This is a genomic window from Streptomyces sp. NBC_00076 (assembly GCF_045041235.1).
GTDB lineage: Bacteria > Actinomycetota > Actinomycetes > Streptomycetales > Streptomycetaceae > Streptomyces.
In genome coordinates, this window is the sequence record NZ_CP108242.1 from 7,188,118 (window position 1) to 7,209,001 (window position 20,884).

Sequence of the window (20,884 nt, forward strand, 5' to 3'; positions counted from 1 at the left end):
CCCTGGGACGGCGCGGCAGCCTATGCCGGACGTAGCCAGACCGTCGCCAGCGGCGGAAGCGTCACGCGGATGCTGGCCGCGCGGCCGTGCCATGCCGTCGCCTCCGGCTTCACCGCGTCGGGGTTGGTGACGTCGCCGCCGCCGTACCGCCCGGTGTCGGTGTTCAGGGCCTCGTACCAGGCGGGGACGTCGTCGGGGACGCCCAGGCGGTAGTCGTGGCGGACGACCGGCGCGAAGTTGGACACCGCCAGCAGCGGGGCGCCGTCCGCGTCGTGGCGGAGGAAGGCGAAGACGTTGTCCTCGGCGGCGTCCCCCACGACCCACTGGAATCCGGACGGGTCGGTGTCGCGCTCCCACAGCGCCGGGGTGTGCAGGTAGACGGTGTTGAGGTCGCGGACCAGGTCACGCACGCCCCGGTGGTCGGCCTCCGCCCCGTACGCCGGGTCCAGCAGCCACCAGTCCGGGCCGCGCGCCTCGGACCACTCCGCGCCCTGTGCGAACTCCTGGCCCATGAAGAGGAGTTGCTTGCCGGGGTGGGCCCACATGAAGCCCAGATAGGCGCGGAGGGTGGCGCGCTGCTGCCACCAGTCGCCCGGCATCTTCGACACCAGCGAGCCCTTGCCGTGGACGACCTCGTCGTGCGAGATCGGCAGCACGTAGTTCTCGCTGTAGGCGTACACCATCGAGAACGTCATCTCACCGTGGTGGTACTTGCGGTGCACCGGCTCATGACTCACGTAGTCGAGCGAGTCGTGCATCCAGCCCATGTTCCACTTCAGTCCGAAACCGAGGCCCCCGAAGCCGCCCGGGCCCAGGTGGTGGGTGGCGCGGGTGACGCCGTCCCAGGCCGTGGACTCCTCCGCGACCGTCACCACGCCCGGCACCCGCCGGTACACGGTCGCGTTCATCTCCTGGAGGAACGCCACCGCGTCCAGGTTCTCCCGCCCGCCGTGCTCGTTCGGCGTCCACTGGCCGGGCTCGCGCGAGTAGTCGAGGTAGAGCATCGAGGCGACCGCGTCCACCCGCAGGCCGTCGATGTGGAACTCCTCGCACCAGTACACGGCGTTGGCGACCAGGAAGTTGCGCACCTCGCGGCGGCCGTAGTCGAACTCCAGCGTGCCCCAGTCGGGGTGCGCGGACCGCAGCGGATCCTCGTGCTCGTACAGCGGACGCCCGTCGAACTCCGCCAACGCCCACTCGTCGCGCGGGAAGTGCGCCGGCACCCAGTCCATCAGCACGCCGATCCCGGCCTGGTGCAGCGCGTCGACCAGGAACTTGAAGTCGTCGGGGGTGCCGAGCCGGGCGGTGGGGGCGTAGAAGCCGGTGACCTGGTAGCCCCAGGACCCGCCGAAGGGATGCTCGGCGACCGGCATCAGCTCCACATGGGTGAAGCCCAGGTCCTTGACGTACGCCGGCAGCTGCTCCGCGAGCTGACGGTACGTCAGCCCAGGTCGCCAGGACGCGAGATGGATCTCGTAGACCGAGAAGGGCGCCTCGTGCGCGGGGGCGTCCGCGCGGCGCGCCAGCCACTCCTCGTCACTCCACTCGTAGTGCGACGAGGTCACGATGGACGACGTGCTGGGCGGGACCTCGGTACGGCGGGCCATCGGATCGGCGCGCAGCGTCTTCGAACCGTCGGGCCGGGTGATCTCGAACTTGTACAGCTCGCCCTCGCCGATCCCGGGCACGAACAGCTCCCAGACACCGGTGCCGCCGAGCGAGCGCATCGGGAACGCGGAGGCGTCCCAGAAGTTGAAGGTGCCGGCCACCCGCACGCCCCGCGCGTTCGGCGCCCACACCGTGAACCGGGTCCCGGCCACACCGTCATGGATCATCGGGTGCGCCCCGAGCGCCCGCCACAGCTCCTCGTGCCGGCCCTCGCCGATCAGATGCAGGTCCAGATCGCCGAGCGCGGGCAGGAAGCGATACGCGTCCTCGGTGTCCTGGGCCGCCCCCTCGTACGCCACGAGGAGGCGGTACGCCGGGACGTCCCGCAGCGGCAGCAGACCCGAGAAGAACCCGTCCCCGTCGTCGTGCAGGTCCGCCCGCAGGTCACCGGCGACGACCGTCACGGACCGTGCGTACGGCCGGAACGCGCGGAAGGCGATCCCGCCGGGCACCGGGTGGGCGCCGAGCACCTCGTGCGGGGCGTGGTGGGTCCCGGAGAGCAGCCGCTCGCGGTCGCCGGCGGGTGCCTGTGGCGACGCGGCGGGCTCAGCCGCGGTGACCGTCCTCGCGGCGACCGTGTCGGCGGTGACCTTCTTCGCCGTGGTGGAGGTCTTTTTCGTGGTGGATTTCTTCACGGCGGCCTTTTCGGCGGCGGTTTTCTTCGCGGCGGGCGCGGACTTCTTGGCCGTGGCCTTCTTCGTGACCGCCTTCTTCGTGACCGCCTTGTTGGCGACCGCCTTCTTCGTGACTGCCTTCTTCACGGCGCTCTCCCCGGCCACCGTCTTCTCGGCGGCTTTCTTCACGCTCTTCTGCACACTCTTCTTCTCGGGCTTCTTCCCGGTCGTGTTCGCAGTCGTGCTCTCGGTCTTCTTCCCGGCTTTCGCAGCCGTCTTCTTCGGATCCGAACCGCTGGACGGGGGGCGGGGCGTCACGGGGGAATGCCTCCTCGGCGAAAGTCTGTCGGTCAGATCTGGTCGGATGTGGCGTACCGCTGTATCGCGGTCATCGGTACGGGCAGCCAGTCCGGGCGGTGCCGGGCCTCGTAGACGACCTCGTAGATCGCTTTGTCCGTCTCGCAGGCCCGCAGCAGCACCGGGTCGGTCCGCGGGTCCACGCCGCTGACCTCGGCGTATCCCGAGCAGTAGGCGGCCCGGCAGGTCTGCGCCCAGCCCGGGGCGGGTGGGTCGGCGGAGAGCGCCGCGTAGTCGAAGGAGCGGAGCATCCCCGCGATGTCCCGGGCCGGAGGCTGCGGCATCCGGCGCTCGGCGAGCGGTTTGGACGGCTCGCCCTCGAAGTCGATCAGCGACCACTGCCCGGCGGGCGAGCGCAGACACTGCCCGAGGTGCAGATCGCCGTGCACGCGCTGCGCGGTCCAGGTACGGCCCTCGGCGGCCAGGTCGGCGAGCGCGGTGAAGGCGGAGCGCAGTCCGGGCGCGTACGGTCGCAGCGCGGGCACCGCCTGCGTGGCCGCCTCCAGACGTTCGATCATGCCGTCGACCAGCAGGTTCAACTGGGTGTGGCCGAGGGTCGCGGTGGGCAGCGCGCGGGCGAGTGCCGTGTGCACCTCGGCCGTGGCCCGTCCCAGCGACCGTGCCTCCGCGCCGAAGTCCTCGCCCTTGGCCAGCTCAAGCAGCGCCAGCTCCCAGCCGTCACTCGCGCCCTGCACGAACGGCTGGAGCACGCCCAGGACGTACGACTCCCCGTCCGGCTCCGCCCGTATCCACCCCGTCGGCGCGGGCACCCGGGGGCAGTCCTCCCGGGCCAGCGCCAGCGGCAGCTCCAGGTCGGGATTGACGCCGGGCAGGACCCGGCGCAACAGCTTGAGGATGAACGTATCTCCATAGACGACCGACGAGTTGGACTGCTCGGCGGTCATCAGGCGCGGCACCAGCCCGTCCCGGATCTCCTGCCGCTGGTCCCGTTCGAAGCGCAGCCCGCCGATGCGGGCCTGGGAGCGCATCGCCTCCAGGAGCAGTTCGGCGGGCCGGGTGTCGTGCAGGGCCTCGTACACCGTGTGTCCGGCGAGCGGGCCCTCCTCGACGTGACCGATCAGCGCGGGCGCCAGCCTGGGGGGCAGCGCCTCGCGCACGCCTATCAGGAGCTGGTAGCAGTCGCCCGGGTGGGGCGCGGAGCCCAGGGCGAGCGGCTGGTGGGCACGCACCAGCAGGTGGTAGAGGCCGATCTTGGCTGTGGGCGGCAGCAGCTCGGTGGCGGCCACCAGGGAGAACCCGGTGACCGGGCGCCCCTTGCCCGCGAACCAGCGCTGTCGCGGCAGCCACTCCCGCAGCAGCGGATCCAGTGACGCGAGGAGGCCGGGGCTGCCGGAACTGGATGTGGCGGTACGTATGACGGCTTCCGACATGGCGTCGCGTCCTTTCCCCGGGATGGTCGGGGTGTTCCTTCTGCGTGCCCCGGGCGGGACGGGGGAAACCGTCCCGCCCGGGGTTCGACCGGGCTCGCATGGCCCTACGCGGCGTCCTTGCGGAGCCGGAACCAGTAGAAGCCGTGCCCGCCCAGGGTCAGCAGATACGGCAGCTCTCCGACGGCCGGGAAACGGACCCCGCCGAACAGCTCGACCGGGTGCCGCCCCCCGAACGCGCTGAGATCCAACTCGGTCGGCTGCGCGAACCGGGAGAAGTTGTTCACGCACAGTACGAGATCGTCCTCGTATTCCCGCAGAAAAGCGATGACCGCGGGATTGGAGGACGGGAGTTCCCGGTACGACCCCAGTCCGAAGGCGGGGTTCTGCTTGCGGATCTCGATCATGCGGCGGGTCCAGTGCAGCAGCGAGGACGGCGAGGCCATCGCCGCCTCGACGTTCGTCACCTGGTAGCCGTGGACCGGGTCCATGATCGTGGGCAGGAACAGCCGCCCCGGATCACAGGACGAGAAGCCGGCGTTGCGGTCCGGGGTCCACTGCATCGGGGTCCGTACGGCGTCCCGGTCGCCGAGCCAGATGTTGTCGCCCATGCCGATCTCGTCGCCGTAGTAGAGGATCGGCGAGCCCGGCAGGGACAGCAGCAGGGCGGTGAAGAGTTCGATCTGGTTGCGGTCGTTGTCGAGGAGGGGGGCCAGACGCCGGCGGATGCCGATGTTCGCGCGCATGCGGGGGTCTTTGGCGTATTCCGCCCACATGTAGTCGCGTTCCTCGTCGCTGACCATTTCGAGGGTCAGCTCGTCGTGGTTGCGCAGGAAGATGCCCCACTGGCAGTTCGACGGGATGGCCGGAGTCTTGGCGAGGATCTCCGAGACGGGGTAGCGGGATTCCCGCCGGACCGCCATGAAGATACGTGGCATGACCGGGAAGTGGAACGCCATGTGGCATTCGTCGCCGCCGGTGGCGTAGTCGCCGAAGTAGTCGACGACGTCCTCCGGCCACTGGTTCGCCTCCGCCAGCACCACCGTGTCCGGATAGCTCGCGTCGATCTCCTTCCGGACCCGCTTCAGGAAGTCATGGGTCGCCGGAAGGTTCTCGCAGTTGGTGCCCTCCTCCTGGTACAGGTAGGGCACGGCGTCGAGGCGGAAGCCGTCGATGCCCAGGTCCAGCCAGAACCGCAGTGCGGAGATCATCTCCTCCTGGACCGCCGGGTTCTCGTAGTTGAGATCCGGCTGGTGGGAGAAGAAGCGGTGCCAGTAGTACTGCTTGCGCACCGGGTCGAAGGTCCAGTTCGACGCCTCGGTGTCGACGAAGATGATCCGGGCGTCCTGGTACTGCTTGTCGTCGTCCGCCCACACGTAGTAGTCGCCGTAGGGGCCGTCGGGGTTGTTGCGGGACTCCTGGAACCACGGGTGCTGGTCGCTGGTGTGGTTCATGACGAAGTCGATGATGACGCGCATGCCGCGGTGGTGGGCGGCGTCCACGAACTCCACGAAGTCGGCGAGGTCACCGAACTCCGGAAGTACGGCGGTGTAGTCCGAGACGTCGTACCCGCCGTCCCTCAGGGGTGACTTGAAGAACGGCGGCAGCCACAGACAGTCGACGCCCAGCCACTGCAGGTAGTCGAGTTTCGCGGTCAGGCCCTTGAGGTCGCCGACACCGTCGCCGTTGCTGTCCTGGAAGGAGCGGACGAGGACCTCGTAGAAGACGGCACGCTTGAACCACTCGGGGTCCCGGTCCTTGGCGGGAGTGTCCTCGAAGGTGTCCTGGACGGGCTCGTTGACGATCATGTTGTGGGTGACCCTCCGATCTGCGGGGTGGACGGTCGCAGGACGGTGCTGTGCTCGTCCGAGGACGCCACGTCGGCGGATTCCGCCGCACGGCCCTCGGGCCCTGGGCCGACCGTAAGCACATGTGCCCCGCCAGGCCGAAGGCGCACATAATTGGCCCTGCCCCAGTGATAGGTCTCGCCGGTGAGCTCGTCGCGCACCGGCGCCGACTCGTGCCATTCCAGGCCGAGTTGCGGCATGTCCAACGAGACCGTGGCCTCCTGGGTGTGGTGCGGGTCGAGGTTGGCGACCACCAGAACCGTGTTCGATCCCTGCCGCTTGGAGTACGCGATCACCGCGTCCTTGTCCGCCTGGTGGAAGTGGAGATCACGCAGTTGGCGCAGGGCCGGGTTCGCGCGCCGGATGGTGTTGAGTCGGGTGATCAGGGGGCTGAGGCTGCGTCCTTCGTGTTCGGCCGCCTCCCAGTCGCGGGGTTTGAGCTGGTACTTCTCGGAGTCGAGGTATTCCTCGCTGCCCGCTTTGAGGGGGGTGTTCTCGCACAGTTCGTAGCCGCTGTAGATGCCCCAGGTGGGGGAGAGGGTGGCGGCGAGGACCGCGCGGACCTCGAAGGCGGGCCGGCCGCCGTGCTGGAGGTACCCGTGCAGGATGTCGGGGGTGTTGGCGAAGAAGTTGGGCCGCATGTACGAGGCCGCCTCGCCCGACAGCTCGGTCAGGTACTCGGTCAGCTCGTCCTTGGTGGTACGCCAGGTGAAGTAGGTGTACGACTGCTGGAAGCCGATCTGGGCCAGCGTGTGCATCATCGCCGGGCGGGTGAACGCCTCGGCCAGGAAGATCACGTCGGGGTCGGTGCGGTTGACGTCCGCGATCACCCGTTCCCAGAACACCACCGGCTTGGTGTGCGGGTTGTCGACCCTGAAGATCCGCACCCCGTGCGCCATCCAGTGCCGCAGCACCCGCACCGTCTCCGCGATGAGGCCGTCCAGGTCCGCGTCGAAGGCGACGGGGTAGATGTCCTGGTACTTCTTGGGCGGGTTCTCCGCGTAGGCGATCGTCCCGTCCGGCCGGTGGTGGAACCACTCCGGATGTTTCTGCACCCAGGGGTGGTCGGGCGAGCACTGCAGGGCGAAGTCGAGGGCCACCTCCAGGCCCTGCTGCCCGGCCTGCTCCACGAACCACTCGAAGTCCTCGAGGGTGCCCAGGTCCGGGTGGACGGCGTCGTGGCCGCCCTCGGGGGAGCCGATCGCCCACGGCACGCCGACGTCGTCGGGACCGGGGGACAGGGAGTTGTTGCGGCCCTTGCGGAAGGTGTGCCCGATGGGGTGGATCGGCGGCAGGTAGACGACGTCGAAGCCCATCCGGGCGATCGCGGGCAGCCGGCGGGCGGCGGTGCGGAAGGTGCCGTGCGGCTGCTGCGCGGTGCCCTCGGAGCGGGGGAAGAACTCGTACCAGGCGCCGTACAGGGCCCTCTCCCGCTCGACCAGCAGCGGCAGCGGGTCCGAGGCGGTGACCAGTTCCCGCAGCGGATACCGGGCCAGGACCGCGTCCACCTCCGGCGTCAACGCCGCGGCCAACCGGGTCGCGGCGGGCCGGGTCTCGTCCCTGAGGATGTCGACGGCGGCTCGGAGAACCTGCCGTTTGCCCTTCTTGGGGACACCGGAGGCCGCCCGCTCGTACAGCCGCGCGCCCTCCTCCAGCACCAGTTCGATGTCCATCCCCGCCGGGATCTTGATCTGCGCGTGGTGCCGCCAGGTGGCGACGGGATCGCCCCAGGCCTCCACCGTGTACGACCAGTGGCCGGGTTCGCCGGCGGTGACGGTGGCGCCCCAGCGGTCGGTGCCCGGGGCCAGCTCCCGCATCGGGGTCCAGGGGCCGGGGCGCCCTTCCGGATCTGTCAACACGACGTTGGCGGCGACGGCGTCATGACCCTCGCGGAACACGGTGGCCGAGATCTCGAACGGCTCGCCGGTCACCGCCTTGGCGGGCCTGCGGCCGTGCTGGACGACCGGGCGGACGTCGAGGACGGGTATGCGCCCGACGGCCGTGCCATGACCCGCGGAGGGTGGCTCCGCGTCCGGAGGGCCGTCGACCGGGCGCACGAGGTGCGCGTCGGTAGTGGGTGTCGGGGGTGCTGACGAGTGGTGCGTGGCGGGCATGACCGCTCCTGTCCGCGTCAACGTGGGTGGGCGGATGGCTGTGGGGAGGTGGGTCCTGCGTGGCATCCCCGGGGTGCCTGTGCTGTACCTGCGGGGGTACCGGTGAAGCCTTCCCACCCTATTCGGGTGGGCAATCCGGCAGGTTGCTAACTACTCACACGTACATCAACACACGAGAACGGCCCCGTTCTGGCCGAACGGGGCCGGTGTCGCACGTGGCCTCGGTCAGCGCGGCACACGCAGGAGTTTGTTCGGTGAACCCACGCCACGGCCGGACACCTTGCCGGATGTGGCCGCGCCGACCAGTGCTTTGCCGACCTGGGCGGGGGTGGCCCGGCGATGGTCCGCGAGATAGAGCGCGGCGGCGCCGGCCGCGTGCGGCGACGCCATCGACGTGCCGGAGGAGGTCACGCGGCCGGTGTCGCTCGCGTACGACGCCGAGGTGATCGACACGCCAGGGGCGAACAGGTCGAGGGACGCCCCGTAATTGGAGAATCCCGGTTTGGCGTCTTTTGTGTCGATGGCGCCGACCGTGATCGCCTCCTTGACAGCCGCGGGGGAGTAGAGGGAGGCCGGCAGCCCGTCGTTGCCCGCCGCGACCGTGTACGTCACGCCGGACCGGATGGAGTTCCGCACGGCGGCGTCCAGCTGGGCGTTGCGGTAGCCGCCGAGACTGAGGTTGGCGACCGCCGGTTTTTTGGCGTGTTTCGTCACCCAGTCGATGCCGGCGATGACCCGGGCTGTCGTGCCCGCGCCCGCGTTGTCGAGCACGCGTACGGCGACCACCTCGGCCTTCTTGGCGACGCCGTACCCGGCGCCGGCCACGGTGCCGGCGACATGGGTGCCGTGCCCGTTGCCGTCGCCCGCGTTCCGGTCGCCGCCCACGAAGTCCCAGCCGTGGCTCGCCCGCCCGCCGAAGTCCTTGTGACCGATCCGGATCCCGGTGTCGATCACGTACACGGTCACCCCGGCGCCCGCCGAGGCCGGCGAGGTGTAGCTCCGGTCGAGCGGCAGCGAGGGCTGGTCGATCCGGTCCAGGCCCCAGGACTGCGGGTTCCTCTGCGCCTCGTCCAGGGCCACGCGGCTGTCCTGGACGACCGAGGCGACCCTCGGGTCCGCCGCGAGGAGTCTCGCCTGTCTCTCGTTCGCTCGCACCGCGTAACCGTTGAGGACCGTGCCGTAGGTGTGGCTGATTCGCGCCCCGTACTTCTCGGCGAGGCCCTTTCCGGCCGCGGAGGGCGCCTTCGTTTCCCCCTTGAGTGTCACGAGGTAACTTCCGCCGACGGAGCCGGGCTCTCCGGCGCCGAGTATCCGCCCCTGGGGTGCGGCGTACGCGGGCAGGGTGATGGCCGAAAGCGCCGCGGTGCAGGCCACCGCGGTCAGACCCCCCGCCACGCGCAGACGCCGTGTCCGCGTCCGTGCCATGGCTGTGTACCCCCTCCTGAAGTCGGCGTGGACGGCCGTGTGCCGCCGGGTGCGCCCGGCGGCCGACCGGCACGCCACTGGCAGCCTCTCGTGTGGGTTGAAGCACCACAAGGACGCCTACAGGGGTGGAATCGGCCATATCGGAAGGCTTGGAAGGGGCGGAAGAGGGCGGCAGCGGGCATCTCGGCCAGGCGCGGCCGAGTCATGATCAACAGCCTGATCCCTGACTGGACGAAGACTGACCCCCGGCACGACCCCACCGACCCCCGAGGAGCGACTACCGTCGAAAGTGAAGCTGGGACGCACAGCGCCGTGAGTCCCCTCCGCACGCTTGACGAGGTGGCAAGTGAAGGCGATCCGTCGATTCACCGTCCGTCCCGTTCTCCCCGACCCCCTCCGGCCGCTGAGTGACCTGGCGCGCAATCTGCGCTGGTCCTGGCATGCGGAGACGCGTGATCTGTTCCAGTCCGTCGATCCGGAACGGTGGGCCGCCCAGGGCGGTGATCCCGTGCGGCTGCTCGGCAGTGTGCGGCCCGGGCGGCTCACCGAACTCGCCGAGGACCGTGACTTTCTGCGCCGGCTCACCGCCGTCGCGGACGATCTGCACGACTATGTGACCGGCGACCGCTGGTACCAGACGCAGACGACCGACCTGCCCCAGGCCGTCGCCTACTTCTCGCCCGAGTTCGGCATCACGGCCGCGCTGCCCCAGTACTCCGGCGGCCTCGGCATCCTCGCCGGCGACCATCTCAAGGCGGCCAGCGATCTCGGCGTGCCGCTGATCGGGGTCGGGCTGCTGTACCGGCACGGGTACTTCCGGCAGACCCTGTCCCGGGACGGCTGGCAGCAGGAGCACTATCCGGTGCTCGATCCCCATGAGCTGCCCGTCGCTCCGCTGAAGGAGGCCGACGGCACCCCGGCCGACGTCTCCCTGGCCCTGCCCGGCGGCAAGCGGCTGCGGGCCCGTGTCTGGCTGGCCCAGGTGGGCCGGGTGCCGCTGCTGTTGCTGGACTCCGACGTGGAGGAGAACGACCTCGGCGAGCGTGGGGTGACCGACCGGCTCTACGGCGGCGGCAGTGAGCATCGGCTGCTCCAGGAGATGCTGCTCGGCATAGGGGGTGTGCGGGCGGTGCGGACGTACTGCCGGCTGACCGGGCACCCCGGACCCGAGGTCTTCCACACCAACGAGGGCCACGCGGGCTTCCTCGGTCTGGAGCGGATCGCCGAACTCTGCGACCAGGGGCTGGACTTCGACTCCGGGCTGGAGACGGTCCGGGCCGGGACCGTCTTCACCACCCACACCCCCGTTCCGGCCGGCATCGACCGCTTCGACCGGGAGCTGGTCGCCCACCACTTCGGGCCCGACGCGGAACTGCCGGGGATCGATGTCGGACGGGTGCTGCAACTGGGCATGGAGACCTACCCCGGCGGTGAACCGAACGTCTTCAACATGGCCGTGATGGGCCTCAGGCTGGCCCAACGGGCCAACGGTGTCTCCTTGCTGCACGGCAGGGTGAGCCGGGAGATGTTCTCCGGACTGTGGCCGGGATTCGACCCCGAGGAGGTGCCGATCACCTCCGTGACGAACGGGGTGCACGCCCCGACCTGGGTCGCCCCGGAGGTGTTCCGGCTCGGCGCCCGGCAGATCGGCGCCCAGCGCACCGGGGACGCGATGACGGTCGGCGGCTCGGAACGGTGGGACGCCGTCGCGGACATCCCCGACCAGGACATCTGGGAGCTGCGGCGCGATCTGCGCGAGCAACTGGTGACGGAGGTGCGGGAGCGGCTGCGTGCCTCCTGGCGGCAACGCGGCGCCGGTACAGCCGAGTTGGGCTGGATCGACGGGGTGCTCGACCCCGATGTGCTGACGATCGGGTTCGCGCGGCGGGTCCCGTCGTACAAGCGGCTGACGCTGATGCTGCGCGACCGGGACCGGCTGATGGACCTGCTTCTGCATGCCGAGCGGCCGATCCAGATCGTCGTCGCCGGGAAGGCGCACCCGGCGGACGACGGGGGCAAGCGGCTGGTGCAGGAACTGGTGCGGTTCTCCGACGACCCCCGGGTGCGCCACCGTCTCGTGTTCCTGCCGGACTACGGCATGGCGATGGCGCAGAAGCTCTACCCGGGCTGCGACATCTGGCTCAACAACCCGCTCAGGCCGCTGGAGGCGTGCGGGACGTCCGGGATGAAGGCCGCGCTGAACGGGTGCCTCAACCTGTCCGTCCTGGACGGCTGGTGGGACGAGTGGTTCCAGCCCGACTTCGGCTGGGCGATCCCCACCGCCGACGGCGTGGACACCGACGACCGGCGCGACGACATCGAGGCCGCGGCGCTCTACGACCTGCTCGAGCAGCGGGTGACCCCCCGCTTCTACGAGCGCGGCCAGCACGGCCTGCCCGACCGCTGGATCGAGATGGTCCGCCAGACCCTCACCCTGCTCGGCCCCAAGGTGCTGGCCGGCCGCATGGTCCGCGAGTACGTCGAGCGGCTCTACGCCCCCGCCGCGAACGCCCACCGCACGATGGCCCCCGACTCCGCGCGCGAACTGGCGGAGTGGAAGTCCCGGGTGCGTGCGGCCTGGCACGGGGTGACGGTCGACCACGTCGAGGCGACCGCCGCGACGGCCACCGCGGAACTCGGTACGACCCTGGGGCTGCGGGTGCGCGTCGCTCTGGGCGACCTCGGCCCCGACGACGTCGAGGTGCAGGCGGTCTCCGGCCGGGTGGACGAGGAGGACCGCATCACCGACGCCGCGGCCGTCCCGCTGAAGCCGGTGGGCGGCCCCGACCCGGAGGGACGCCGACTGTACGAGGGACCGCTGTCCCTGGACCGTACGGGACCCTTCGGCTACACGGTCCGCGTCCTGCCCGTGCACCGCCTGCTGGCGTCCGGCGCGGAGCTGGGGATGGTGGCCGTGCCGTCGGAGGAGGTGGTGGAGGCGGCCGGGGTGCTGCTGAGGTGAGGGTGCCGCCGGGTCCCGGCGGTCACTCGAGGTCCGCGCACAGCCTGCGCAGCGCCGCCCCGCAGCGTCGGGCGTAGGCCTGCTGCAGGCCCCGGGTCGCCGGACCGCCCGCCCGGCTGTACCACTTCGCGGCGCGGCTGAAGGCGGAGATCGTCAGCCAGACCGTGCCGTCGCCGGTGCGGTCCACGACGAAGGACTCCTCGCCGCACTCCGGGTGACCGGCCAGGGTGCCGTAGGCCCAACCGACGCGGCGGGGTTCCTCCAGCGTCCAGACCACCCGGCAGGGCGCCTTGATCACGCCGCCGAGGGTGACCGTGACGTCGACGTCGGGAGCGGCACGGTCCGCGCTCACGTCGACGCCCACGCCCAGCGCGCGGTGCATCTCCCAGGTGAGGAGCGCCTCGGAGGCTCTGCGAAAGACCTCCTTGCCCTCGCCGATGCGGCTGCGCACGTGCATGGGGTGGAAGCCGGGCGGGCAGAAGCCGGCTTCCCTGGTCGCGCCGACGTCGTCGTACGTGAAGGACATGGGTCCCAAGAGTAGGGCGGCACCCCGGAACGTCTTCGTTCCGGGGTGCCGCCCCTGTCACGGTGCCGTCAACTGCCCGACAGTCAGCTGACGTTGACCGCCGACCAGGCCGCGGCGACCGCCTTGTACTCGGTGCTGGTGGAGCCGTAGAGGGCACTGGCCGCCGAGAGGGTGCCGGTGCGGGCCGCCTTGTAGTTGGTGGTCGACGTGAAGTACGTCGTCAGCGCCTTGTACCAGATCTGCAGCGCCTTGGCGCGGCCGATGCCGGTGACCGTGGAGCCGTTGGACGTCGGCGAGTTGTACGAGACGCCGTTGATCGTCTTCGCGCCGCTGCCCTCGGACAGCAGGTAGAAGAAGTGGTTCGCGACGCCCGAGGAGTAGTGGACGTCCTTGTTGCCGACGGTGGAGGACCAGGAGTCCGCCGAGCCGCCGTCCTTGCTGGGCTTGTCCATGTAGCGCAGCGGGGAGCCGTCCCCGTTGATGTCGATCTCCTCGCCGATGAGGTAGTCACCGGGGTCGTTGGCGTTGTTGGCGTAGAACTCCACGCCGGTGCCGAAGATGTCCGAGGTGGCCTCGTTCAGACCGCCGGACTCGCCGCTGTAGTTGAGGCCCGCGGTGTTCGAGGTGACGCCGTGGCTCATCTCGTGGCCGGCCACGTCCAGCGAGGTCAGCGGGTTGACGTTGCCCTCGCCGTCGCCGTACGTCATGCAGAAGCAGCTGTCGTCCCAGAACGCGTTGACGTACGCGTTGCCGTAGTGGACGCGGGAGTAGGCGGCCACGCCGTTGTTCTTGATGCCGCTGCGGCCGAACGTGGACTTGTAGAAGTCCCAGGTCTCCTGCGCGCCGTAGGCGGCGTCGACGGCGGCGGTCTGGTCCGTGGCCGAGCTGGAGGCCGTGCCGGTGCCCCAGGTGTCGTCGGCGTCGGTGAACAGGGTGCCGGCCGACGAGCTGGTGCCGTGCGACTTGTTGTACGTCTTGTGGCTGCCGCGGGTGCCGTCGGTCAGGTTGTACGTCGTGCCCGACTTGGTGGTGCCCAGGGTGACCGTGCCCGAGTAGAGGCTCTTGCCGGTGCCGGTCTCGATGCCCTGGTACTCGTAGAGCTTCTTGCCGGTGGCCGCGTCGGTGATGACGTGCAGCTCGTTCGGGGTGCCGTCGTCCTGGAGGCCGCCGACGACCGTCTCGTAGGCGAGGACCGGGGTGCCGGAGGCGGCCCAGACCACCTTGCGCGGGGCCTGGTCGGCGGCGGTCTTCTCGGAGCCGGCGGCCTGTGCGGCGGTCAGCGCCTGCTTCTCCGCCTTGGCGGCGGCGAGCTTCGGCGTCAGGGAGGCGACCTTGACGGAACCCTTGAGCGACTTGGTCACGCCCTTGGTCGTACCGGTGGGCGACTGGTGGACGACCAGGTCGCCGCCGAGGACCGGCAGACCCGCGTAGGTGCGCTCGTAGCGGGTGTGGACCGCGCCGTCGACGTCCTTGACGACGTCCTTGACGACCAGCTTCTCCTTGGCGCCGAGGCCTATCTCCTGGGCGGTGCCGGCCGCGTCGGCCTGCTGCTCCTGGATCAGCGAGGTGCGGGCTGCCGTGGACAGTTGCAGCGGGGCGGCGGCGAGCGTGGATCTTCCGGTGTCCGCCGTGGTCTCGGCGGCGGCTGAGGTACCGGTGGTCAGGCCGGTGGTCAGCAGTGCTCCGGCGGCGACGGCGGTGGCGATGGCCAGAGTGGTTCGCTTGTGACGCGCGTAGAGGGGGGTCACGCATGCTCCTTCGTGGGGAGTCCGTCCGTTGGTTGGGGTCAACGGGCGGAGTGAGTTGTGGAGTTGCTGTGCTGAAGCGGCGTGAGGGAAGACTGGCACTGAGGCGCGTACATGTCATGACCCCCAAGTGATGTTGGCTGAAAACTGACGTTCGAGCGAATATTGCCGTCATGTAAACGGAGTTGACCTCGGTCAAGGGCCAACCGGCGGTGCGTATAGAGGTGGCAAAAAAGGAGGGCGCCGCCCGGGGAGTCGAACCACCGGAGCGGCGCCCTGTCATGGGGGCCCGTGGGGCGCAGGAGGCCCGTGGGGCCTACGGGAAGGTGAGCTTCCAGCTGTTGATGTAGCCGGTGTCCTGGGCCGCGTTGTCCTGGACCCTCAACTTCCACGCACCGTTGGCGACTTCGGAGGACGCGTTCACCGTGTAGGTGGTGTTGAGGTTGTCCGCGCTCCCGCCGGTGCCGTACGCCTTCAGCGTGTACGCCGTCCCGTCCGGGGCGACCAGCTGCACCTGGAGGTCACCGATGTAGGTGTGCACGATGTCGACCGCCACCGCGAGGTTCGACGGCGCGTTGCCCGTACGTCCCGAGACGGTGATCGACGACGTGACCGCGGCACCGTTGTCCGGAATTGATACGTCGGCCGCGTTCTCGAAGGAGGTGCCGCCGCCCCCGCCGCCGCCGCCGTCGGAGCGGGCGCCGACCGCGATGGCCGCCCAGGCGTCCTGCACGGCCTTGTACTCGGCGCTCGTGGTGCCGTACAGCTCACCGGTCGCCGCGAGCGTGCCGGTGCGGGCCGACGCGTAGTTGGTGGTCGAGGTGAACTTCGTGGTCAGCGCCCGGAACCAGATCTTCTCCGCCTTGTCCCGGCCGATGCCGGTGACCGGAAGCCCGTCCGAGGTGGCCGAGTTGTAGGTGACACCGTTGATGGTCTTGGTGCCGCTGCCCTCGCTCAGCAGGTAGAAGAAGTGGTTCGCGGGGCCCGAGGAGTAGTGCACGTCGATCGAGCCGAGGCCGGAGTACCAGCTGTCCTTGGACGCGCCGTCCTTGCTCGGCTTGTCCATGTAGCGCAGCGGGGTGCCGTCGCCGTTGATGTCGATCTCCTCGCCGATGAGGTAGTCACCGACGTCGGACGAGTTGTTGGCGTAGAACTCGACGGTCGAGCCGAAGATGTCGGAGGTGGCCTCGTTTAGGCCGCCGGACTCGCCGCTGTAGTTGAGGCCGGCCGTGTTGGAGGTCAGGCCGTGCGTCATCTCGTGCGCGGCAACGTCGATCGCCGTCAGCGGGTTGGCGTTGCCCGAGCCGTCGCCGTACGTCATGCAGAAGCAGCTGTCGGACCAGAACGCGTTGACGTAGTTGTTGCCGTAGTGGACCCGGGAGTACGCGCCCACGCCGTCGCCCTTGATGCCGCTGCGGCCGTGCACGTTCTTGTAGTAGTCCCAGGTCAGCTGGGCGCCGTAGTGCGCGTCCGCGCCGGCCGACTCCAGGTTCGAGGCGGTGCCGTTGCCCCACACGTCGTCGGGGCCGGAGAAGAGCGTGCCGGTGCCGGAGGTGCCGCGGTTGAGGTTGTACGTCTTGTGCCCGCCGCGGGCGCCGTCGGTGAGGTTGTACGTCGACCCGGACTGCGTGGTGCCGAGGGTGACCGTGCCGCTGTACACCGTGTTGCCGGTGCCGGTCTCGATGGCCTCCCACGAGAACAGCTTCGCGCCGGTGGCCGCGTCCGTGACGACGTGCAGCTCCTGCGGGGTGCCGTCGTGCTGGAAACCGCCCACGACCGTCTCGTACGCCAGGGTCGGCTTGCCGTCGGCCGCCCAGATCACCTTGCGCGGGGCGCGGTTGACGGCGGGGCTCTTGGCGTCCTCGGCCTCGGCGGCCTTGAGTGCCTGCGTCCTGGCCTTGGCCGCGGGCAGCGCGGCCGAGGTGGTGGCCGGCTTGATGGCGGCGCGGGTGGCCTTCACGACCGCCTCGGTGGCGTCGGCCTTCGTGCTCTCGACGACGAGGTCGCCGCCGAGGACGGGCAGGCCGTCGTAGGTGCGCTCGTAGCGGGTGTGGACCGTGCCGTTGCCGTCCTTGAGGACGTCCCGGACGACCAGCTTCTCCTTGGCGCCCAGGCCCAGGTCCTTGGCGGTCTCCGCCTTGGCGGCGTCGGCCTTCCGGATCAGCTCGGCGCGCTGGGCGGGGGTCAGCTTCACGGACTCGGCGCCCGGTATGACCTTGCCCGCGGCCGACGGTGCCCGCTCCGGGGCGGCGGTGGCGGCGCCCGACTGGACGGCCGCGGCGATCAGGGCGGAGACGCCGACCAGGGCGACCGCCGCGGCCTTGCGGCGCGCGGAGTGGGGGACGGCGTGAGAGGTGGTGTGGGAGGTGCGTCTGTGCGAGGAACTTCTCAACACTGACTCCTTCTGCACGGCCGCGGGTCTCGCGGCCAGGGGAGACCGTCGGCGGTGGGCCGAACGGGCAGAACAGGGGCGGTGCGCAGAACCTCGTGCGGGTGCTCGGCCACGGCACAGCGGTGGAACATGTGAGGTTGCTGTGGAGGGGCCGTGGGAAGAGTGGCAGGAGATCGCGGTTTCTGTCAGGAGCGCGTCAGTAACTTGGCCGGAAATCCTCCGTTGTCCGGGAGTTCATGTCCGATATCCGGAATGGTTGGCCGGGCGGTGGTGCCGGCCGGGACCCCTGCCTCAGGTCAGTCGTGCGGGTGCGCGCTCGGCTGCGGGCTCGGGTCGTGGTCCCCGTGCCACGACCACCACAGCGCCGCGTACGCACCCTTCGCCGCCACCAGCTCCTCGTGCGTGCCGAGTTCGGTCAGACGGCCGTCCTCCATCACGGCCACCCGGTCCGCGTCGTGCGCGGTGTGCAGGCGGTGCGCGATGGCGATGACCGTGCGGCCCTCCAGTACGGCGGCCAGGGCGCGCTCGGTGTGCCGGGCCGTCGTCGGGTCCAGCAGGGCGGTGGCCTCGTCGAGGATCAGGGTGTGCGGATCGGCCAGGACCACCCGGGCCAGGGCGAGTTGCTGTGCCTGCGAGCCGTCCGTACGGCAACCGCTCTCACCCAGTTCGGTGTTCAGCCCGTCGGGCAGCTCCCGCACCCAGGCCTCGGCGCCGACCGCCACCAGCGCCGCCCACAACTCCTCGTCCGTCGCGGTGGGTTCGGCGATCAGCAGGTTGTCGCGGACCGTCCCCAGGAAGACATGGTGCTCCTGGGTGACCAGCACCACCTGCCGGCGCAACTGTTCCGGGCCCAGCTCGACGACCGGTACCCCGCCCACCGTCACCGCGCCCGCGCTCGGCATGTCGACGCCCGCCAGCAGCCTGCTCAGCGTGGTCTTCCCGGCACCGGACGGACCGACGACGGCCAGCCGTTCCCCGGGCCGTACGGTCAGGTCCACCCCGTGCAGCACCTCACGCCCCCGGTCGTAGGCGTAGTGCACGCCGGTCACGTCGATGCGGTCGCCCGCCGGAGTGGGGGAGCCGCCGTCCGCGGCGGTGCGCGGCGCCCCGGCCAGGCCCTCCACCCGGGCGAAGGAGGCGCCGCTGCTCTGCAGTTGCTCGACCCGGACCAGGATCTCGTCCAGCGGCCCTTCGAACTGCCGCAGGTACAGCGCGGCCGCCACGACCGCCCCCAGACTCACCGCCCCGTGCGCGTGCAGCACCCCGCCGAGCAGCAGCACCCCCGCCACCGGGAAGAGGTACGCCACCTCCACCACCGGGAAGAACACCGAGCGCAGATACAGCGTGAACAGGCGCCTGCTCCGGGACCGGTCCAGCGCCTCACGGCTCGCCGCGACCCGGCGCTCCCGCAACCGGAACGCCTCCACCGTGCGGGCCCCGGCCGCGGTAGCCGCGAGGATCTCGGCGACGTCCGAGTTCGCCGCGCCCTCGGCGAGATAGGCGTCCCGGGCCCGGCGCAGATACCAGCGCAGGGCGAACCAGACCGGGGTGAGGCCGAACACGCCCACGGCACCCAGCAGCGGATCGATCACGAAGACCGCGCCGAGCAGGAACAGCGCCTGCACGACGTTGATGAGCAGTTCGGGCCCGGCGTCGCGCAGCGTGGTGCCGACGGTGGCCACGTCCGCGGTGCCGCGCGCCGTCAGATCGCCGGTGCCCGCCCGCTCCACCACGGACGCGGGCAGCGCCAGCGTCCGGTCGACGAACTCCTCGCGGACCCGGGCCAGCGTCCGCTCCCCGAACCGGTGCCCGGCGTACCGTGCCCAGCGCGCCAGCAGCAACTGTGCCGTCGCGCAGGCCACGATCCCCAGTGCGGCCCGGTCCACCGCGTCGACACCGCCCCCGGCCCGCACCTGGTCGATGATCCGGCCCAGCAGCCACGGTCCGGCGAGCCCCGCCCCGGCGGCCGCCGCGTTCAGCGCGAGCACCGCGGCGAAGGCACGCGCGTCGGCGCGCACCAGACGCCCGGAGGCCCGCCGCACGTCCGCGGGCTCGGCGATCGGCAACTGTCCCCGCGTCACCCCAGGACCTCCTCGGCGTCCCGGCCGGACCCGTCCTCGCGCGGGCCGGCCTCTTCGATGTCCGCGTCCCGGGTCACCAGCGCCCGGTAGCCGGGCTCCTGAGCCAGCAGCCGCTGATGGCTGTCGGCGGCCGCGACCTTCCCGTCGACCAGGTAGAGCACGGTGTCCACACGGTCCAGCACGAGCGGCGAGGTGGTGGTGACGACGGTCGTACGTCCCCGGCGCGCGTCCCGCAGCCGGGACGCGACCGCCGCCTCCGTGTGCGCGTCGAGCGCCGAGGTCGGCTCGACCGCCAGCAGCACCTCCGGGGCGGCCAGCAGAGCCCGCACCAGCCGGACCCGCTGCCGCTGTCCGCCGGAGAGGTTGCGCCCCTGCGCGTCGACCGCCGAGTCGAGCCCGTCCGGCAGACCCCGCACGAGGTCCTCCGCCGCGGCGGCCCGCACCGCCGCCATGATCTCCGCGTCACCGGGGTCCCCGCGCCCGCCGACCAGTTCACGCAACGGCCCCGCGAACAGGTCGGCCTCGTGGTCGGCGACCAGGATCCGCGCCCGCACCTGCGGCAACGGCACCTCGTCGAGCCGTACGCCGCCCCAGGTCGCCGCCGACGGCGCGTACCGGCCCAGCCGGTCGACGACGGCCGCGGTGTCGGCCGGCCGGGCCCCGGCCAGCGCGATCAGCCGCCCCGGCGGCACCCGTACCCCGGACTCCGGGTCGTACAGCACCGACGGCTCCGCGGGAGCGTCGCACACTCCGTCGTCCGGCTCCGGTTCCACCCGCAGCAGTCGTACGACGCGCCGCGCGGCCACCACACCCCGGCCGAGCTGGTAGGCCCAGTCGATGAAGTACGCCACCGTCGGCACCAGCACCGCGACATAGCCGTACACCGACACCAACTCGCCCACCGTGAGGGCGCCCTGGGCCGCCATCCGGGCCGCCATCCAGGTCACCACCGCGAGGTACAGCGTCGGCAGGCCCACTCCGAGCGCCTGCATCCAGCTGGTCACCGCTCCCACCCGGTACCCCTGCTCGCGCAGCCGCGTCGAGTCCCGCCGGAAGGCGTCGGCGACCAGCCCCTTGCCGCCCAGCCCGTTCAGGACCCGCAGCCCGCCCGCGAGGTCCCCGATCCGCGCGGTCAGCACGCCCTGCCGCTCCCGGTACTCCGACTCCGTGCCCTGCAGCCGGAGCATCAACGGCCCGACGAGCACGGCCACCAACGGCACCCCGAGCAGCACCACCACGGCGAGCTGCGTGGAGATGGTCAGCAGCAGCCCCGCGACCACCAGGTAGGAGACGACCGCGCCGACACCGGGGCCGATCACCGTCAGGGACGAGCTGATCTGCTGCACGTCCCCCACACCGATCGTCACGACCTCCCCGGCCCCGACCCGCCGAGGCAGCGCCGCCCCGAGCCGCACCGCGTGCCCGACGACGACCTTGACCGTGCGGAAGTTGGCGTCCATCCGCACCCGGGTCATCGTGCGGTGCCGCATGATGCTCAGCCAGGCGTTGAAGGTGCCGACCACGACCATCAGACCGGTCCACAGGGCCAGCGCGCCCATGTCCCCCTTCTCCAGGCCCTCGTCCACGGCCCGCGCCATCAGATACGGCGTCGCCGTGAGCAGCACCATCCACACGCTGGCCAGCAGCGCCCCCGCCACCGACCGCCACGGCTGCCGCAGCACCAGCCACCACAGATACCACCAGCCGCCCCGGCTGTCGGGCGTGCCCGGATCCTCGTACGTGTCGATCAACGCTCCCCCTGGAA

11 protein-coding genes are annotated in these 20,884 nt (G+C 70.9%); 1 reads left to right on the forward strand and 10 read right to left on the reverse strand.

All coding sequences use genetic code 11. The features are described from left to right. Positions 1-20: 20 nt before the first annotated feature. The 5 genes from glgB to OHA64_RS32925 form a co-directional block, all read right to left on the reverse strand. Complete coding sequence (gene glgB, locus OHA64_RS32905; RefSeq protein ID WP_405619324.1) at positions 21-2,600, reverse strand: 1,4-alpha-glucan branching enzyme; 2,580 nt, start codon at positions 2,598-2,600, stop codon at positions 21-23. A gap of 32 nt (positions 2,601-2,632) precedes the next feature. After that, positions 2,633-4,030, reverse strand: coding sequence for a maltokinase N-terminal cap-like domain-containing protein (locus OHA64_RS32910; protein WP_405619326.1), 1,398 nt, complete (start codon positions 4,028-4,030; stop codon positions 2,633-2,635). A 104-nt stretch (positions 4,031-4,134) separates the two neighbouring features. Then, positions 4,135-5,835 carry a maltose alpha-D-glucosyltransferase gene (treS, locus tag OHA64_RS32915; protein ID WP_405619328.1) on the reverse strand — a complete coding sequence of 567 codons (1,701 nt, stop codon included), beginning with the start codon at positions 5,833-5,835 and terminating at the stop codon, positions 4,135-4,137. Next, a complete protein-coding gene (locus tag OHA64_RS32920; protein ID WP_405619330.1) occupies positions 5,832-7,988 on the reverse strand; it encodes an alpha-1,4-glucan--maltose-1-phosphate maltosyltransferase in 2,157 nt (718 codons plus the stop codon). The genes treS and OHA64_RS32920 overlap by 4 nt, the downstream gene beginning before the upstream one ends. A 225-nt stretch (positions 7,989-8,213) precedes the next feature. Further along, positions 8,214-9,413: a S8 family peptidase gene (locus tag OHA64_RS32925; protein ID WP_405619332.1), complete on the reverse strand. Its 1,200-nt coding sequence runs from the start codon at positions 9,411-9,413 to the stop codon at positions 8,214-8,216. A gap of 346 nt (positions 9,414-9,759) precedes the next feature. On the opposite strand from OHA64_RS32925, the gene OHA64_RS32930 reads away from it, so the two are divergent. Next, positions 9,760-12,375, forward strand: a complete 2,616-nt coding sequence (locus OHA64_RS32930) for a glycosyltransferase family 1 protein (RefSeq protein ID WP_405619334.1) — start codon at positions 9,760-9,762, stop codon at positions 12,373-12,375. 22 nt (positions 12,376-12,397) lie between these two features. Here the strand turns inward: OHA64_RS32930 and OHA64_RS32935 are convergent, their stop codons facing one another. From OHA64_RS32935 to OHA64_RS32955, 5 genes are all read right to left on the reverse strand, one after another. Next, positions 12,398-12,901, reverse strand: a complete 504-nt coding sequence (locus OHA64_RS32935; RefSeq protein ID WP_405619336.1) for a DUF1990 family protein — start codon at positions 12,899-12,901, stop codon at positions 12,398-12,400. A gap of 83 nt (positions 12,902-12,984) precedes the next feature. Next, the gene (locus OHA64_RS32940; protein WP_405619338.1) at positions 12,985-14,649 is read right to left on the reverse strand and encodes a M4 family metallopeptidase; all 1,665 of its coding nucleotides are present in this window, start codon (positions 14,647-14,649) and stop codon (positions 12,985-12,987) included. A gap of 313 nt (positions 14,650-14,962) precedes the next feature. Further along, positions 14,963-17,041, reverse strand: a complete 2,079-nt coding sequence (locus OHA64_RS32945) for a M4 family metallopeptidase (RefSeq protein ID WP_405619340.1) — start codon at positions 17,039-17,041, stop codon at positions 14,963-14,965. Positions 17,042-17,334: 293 nt separating this feature from the next. Next, positions 17,335-19,119 (reverse strand): ABC transporter ATP-binding protein, encoded by a 1,785-nt coding sequence (locus tag OHA64_RS32950; RefSeq protein ID WP_405619342.1) that lies wholly within the window; start codon positions 19,117-19,119, stop codon positions 17,335-17,337. Next, positions 19,116-20,870, reverse strand: a complete 1,755-nt coding sequence (locus OHA64_RS32955) for an ABC transporter transmembrane domain-containing protein (protein ID WP_405619344.1) — start codon at positions 20,868-20,870, stop codon at positions 19,116-19,118. The genes OHA64_RS32950 and OHA64_RS32955 overlap by 4 nt, the downstream gene beginning before the upstream one ends. Positions 20,871-20,884 lie beyond the last annotated feature (14 nt).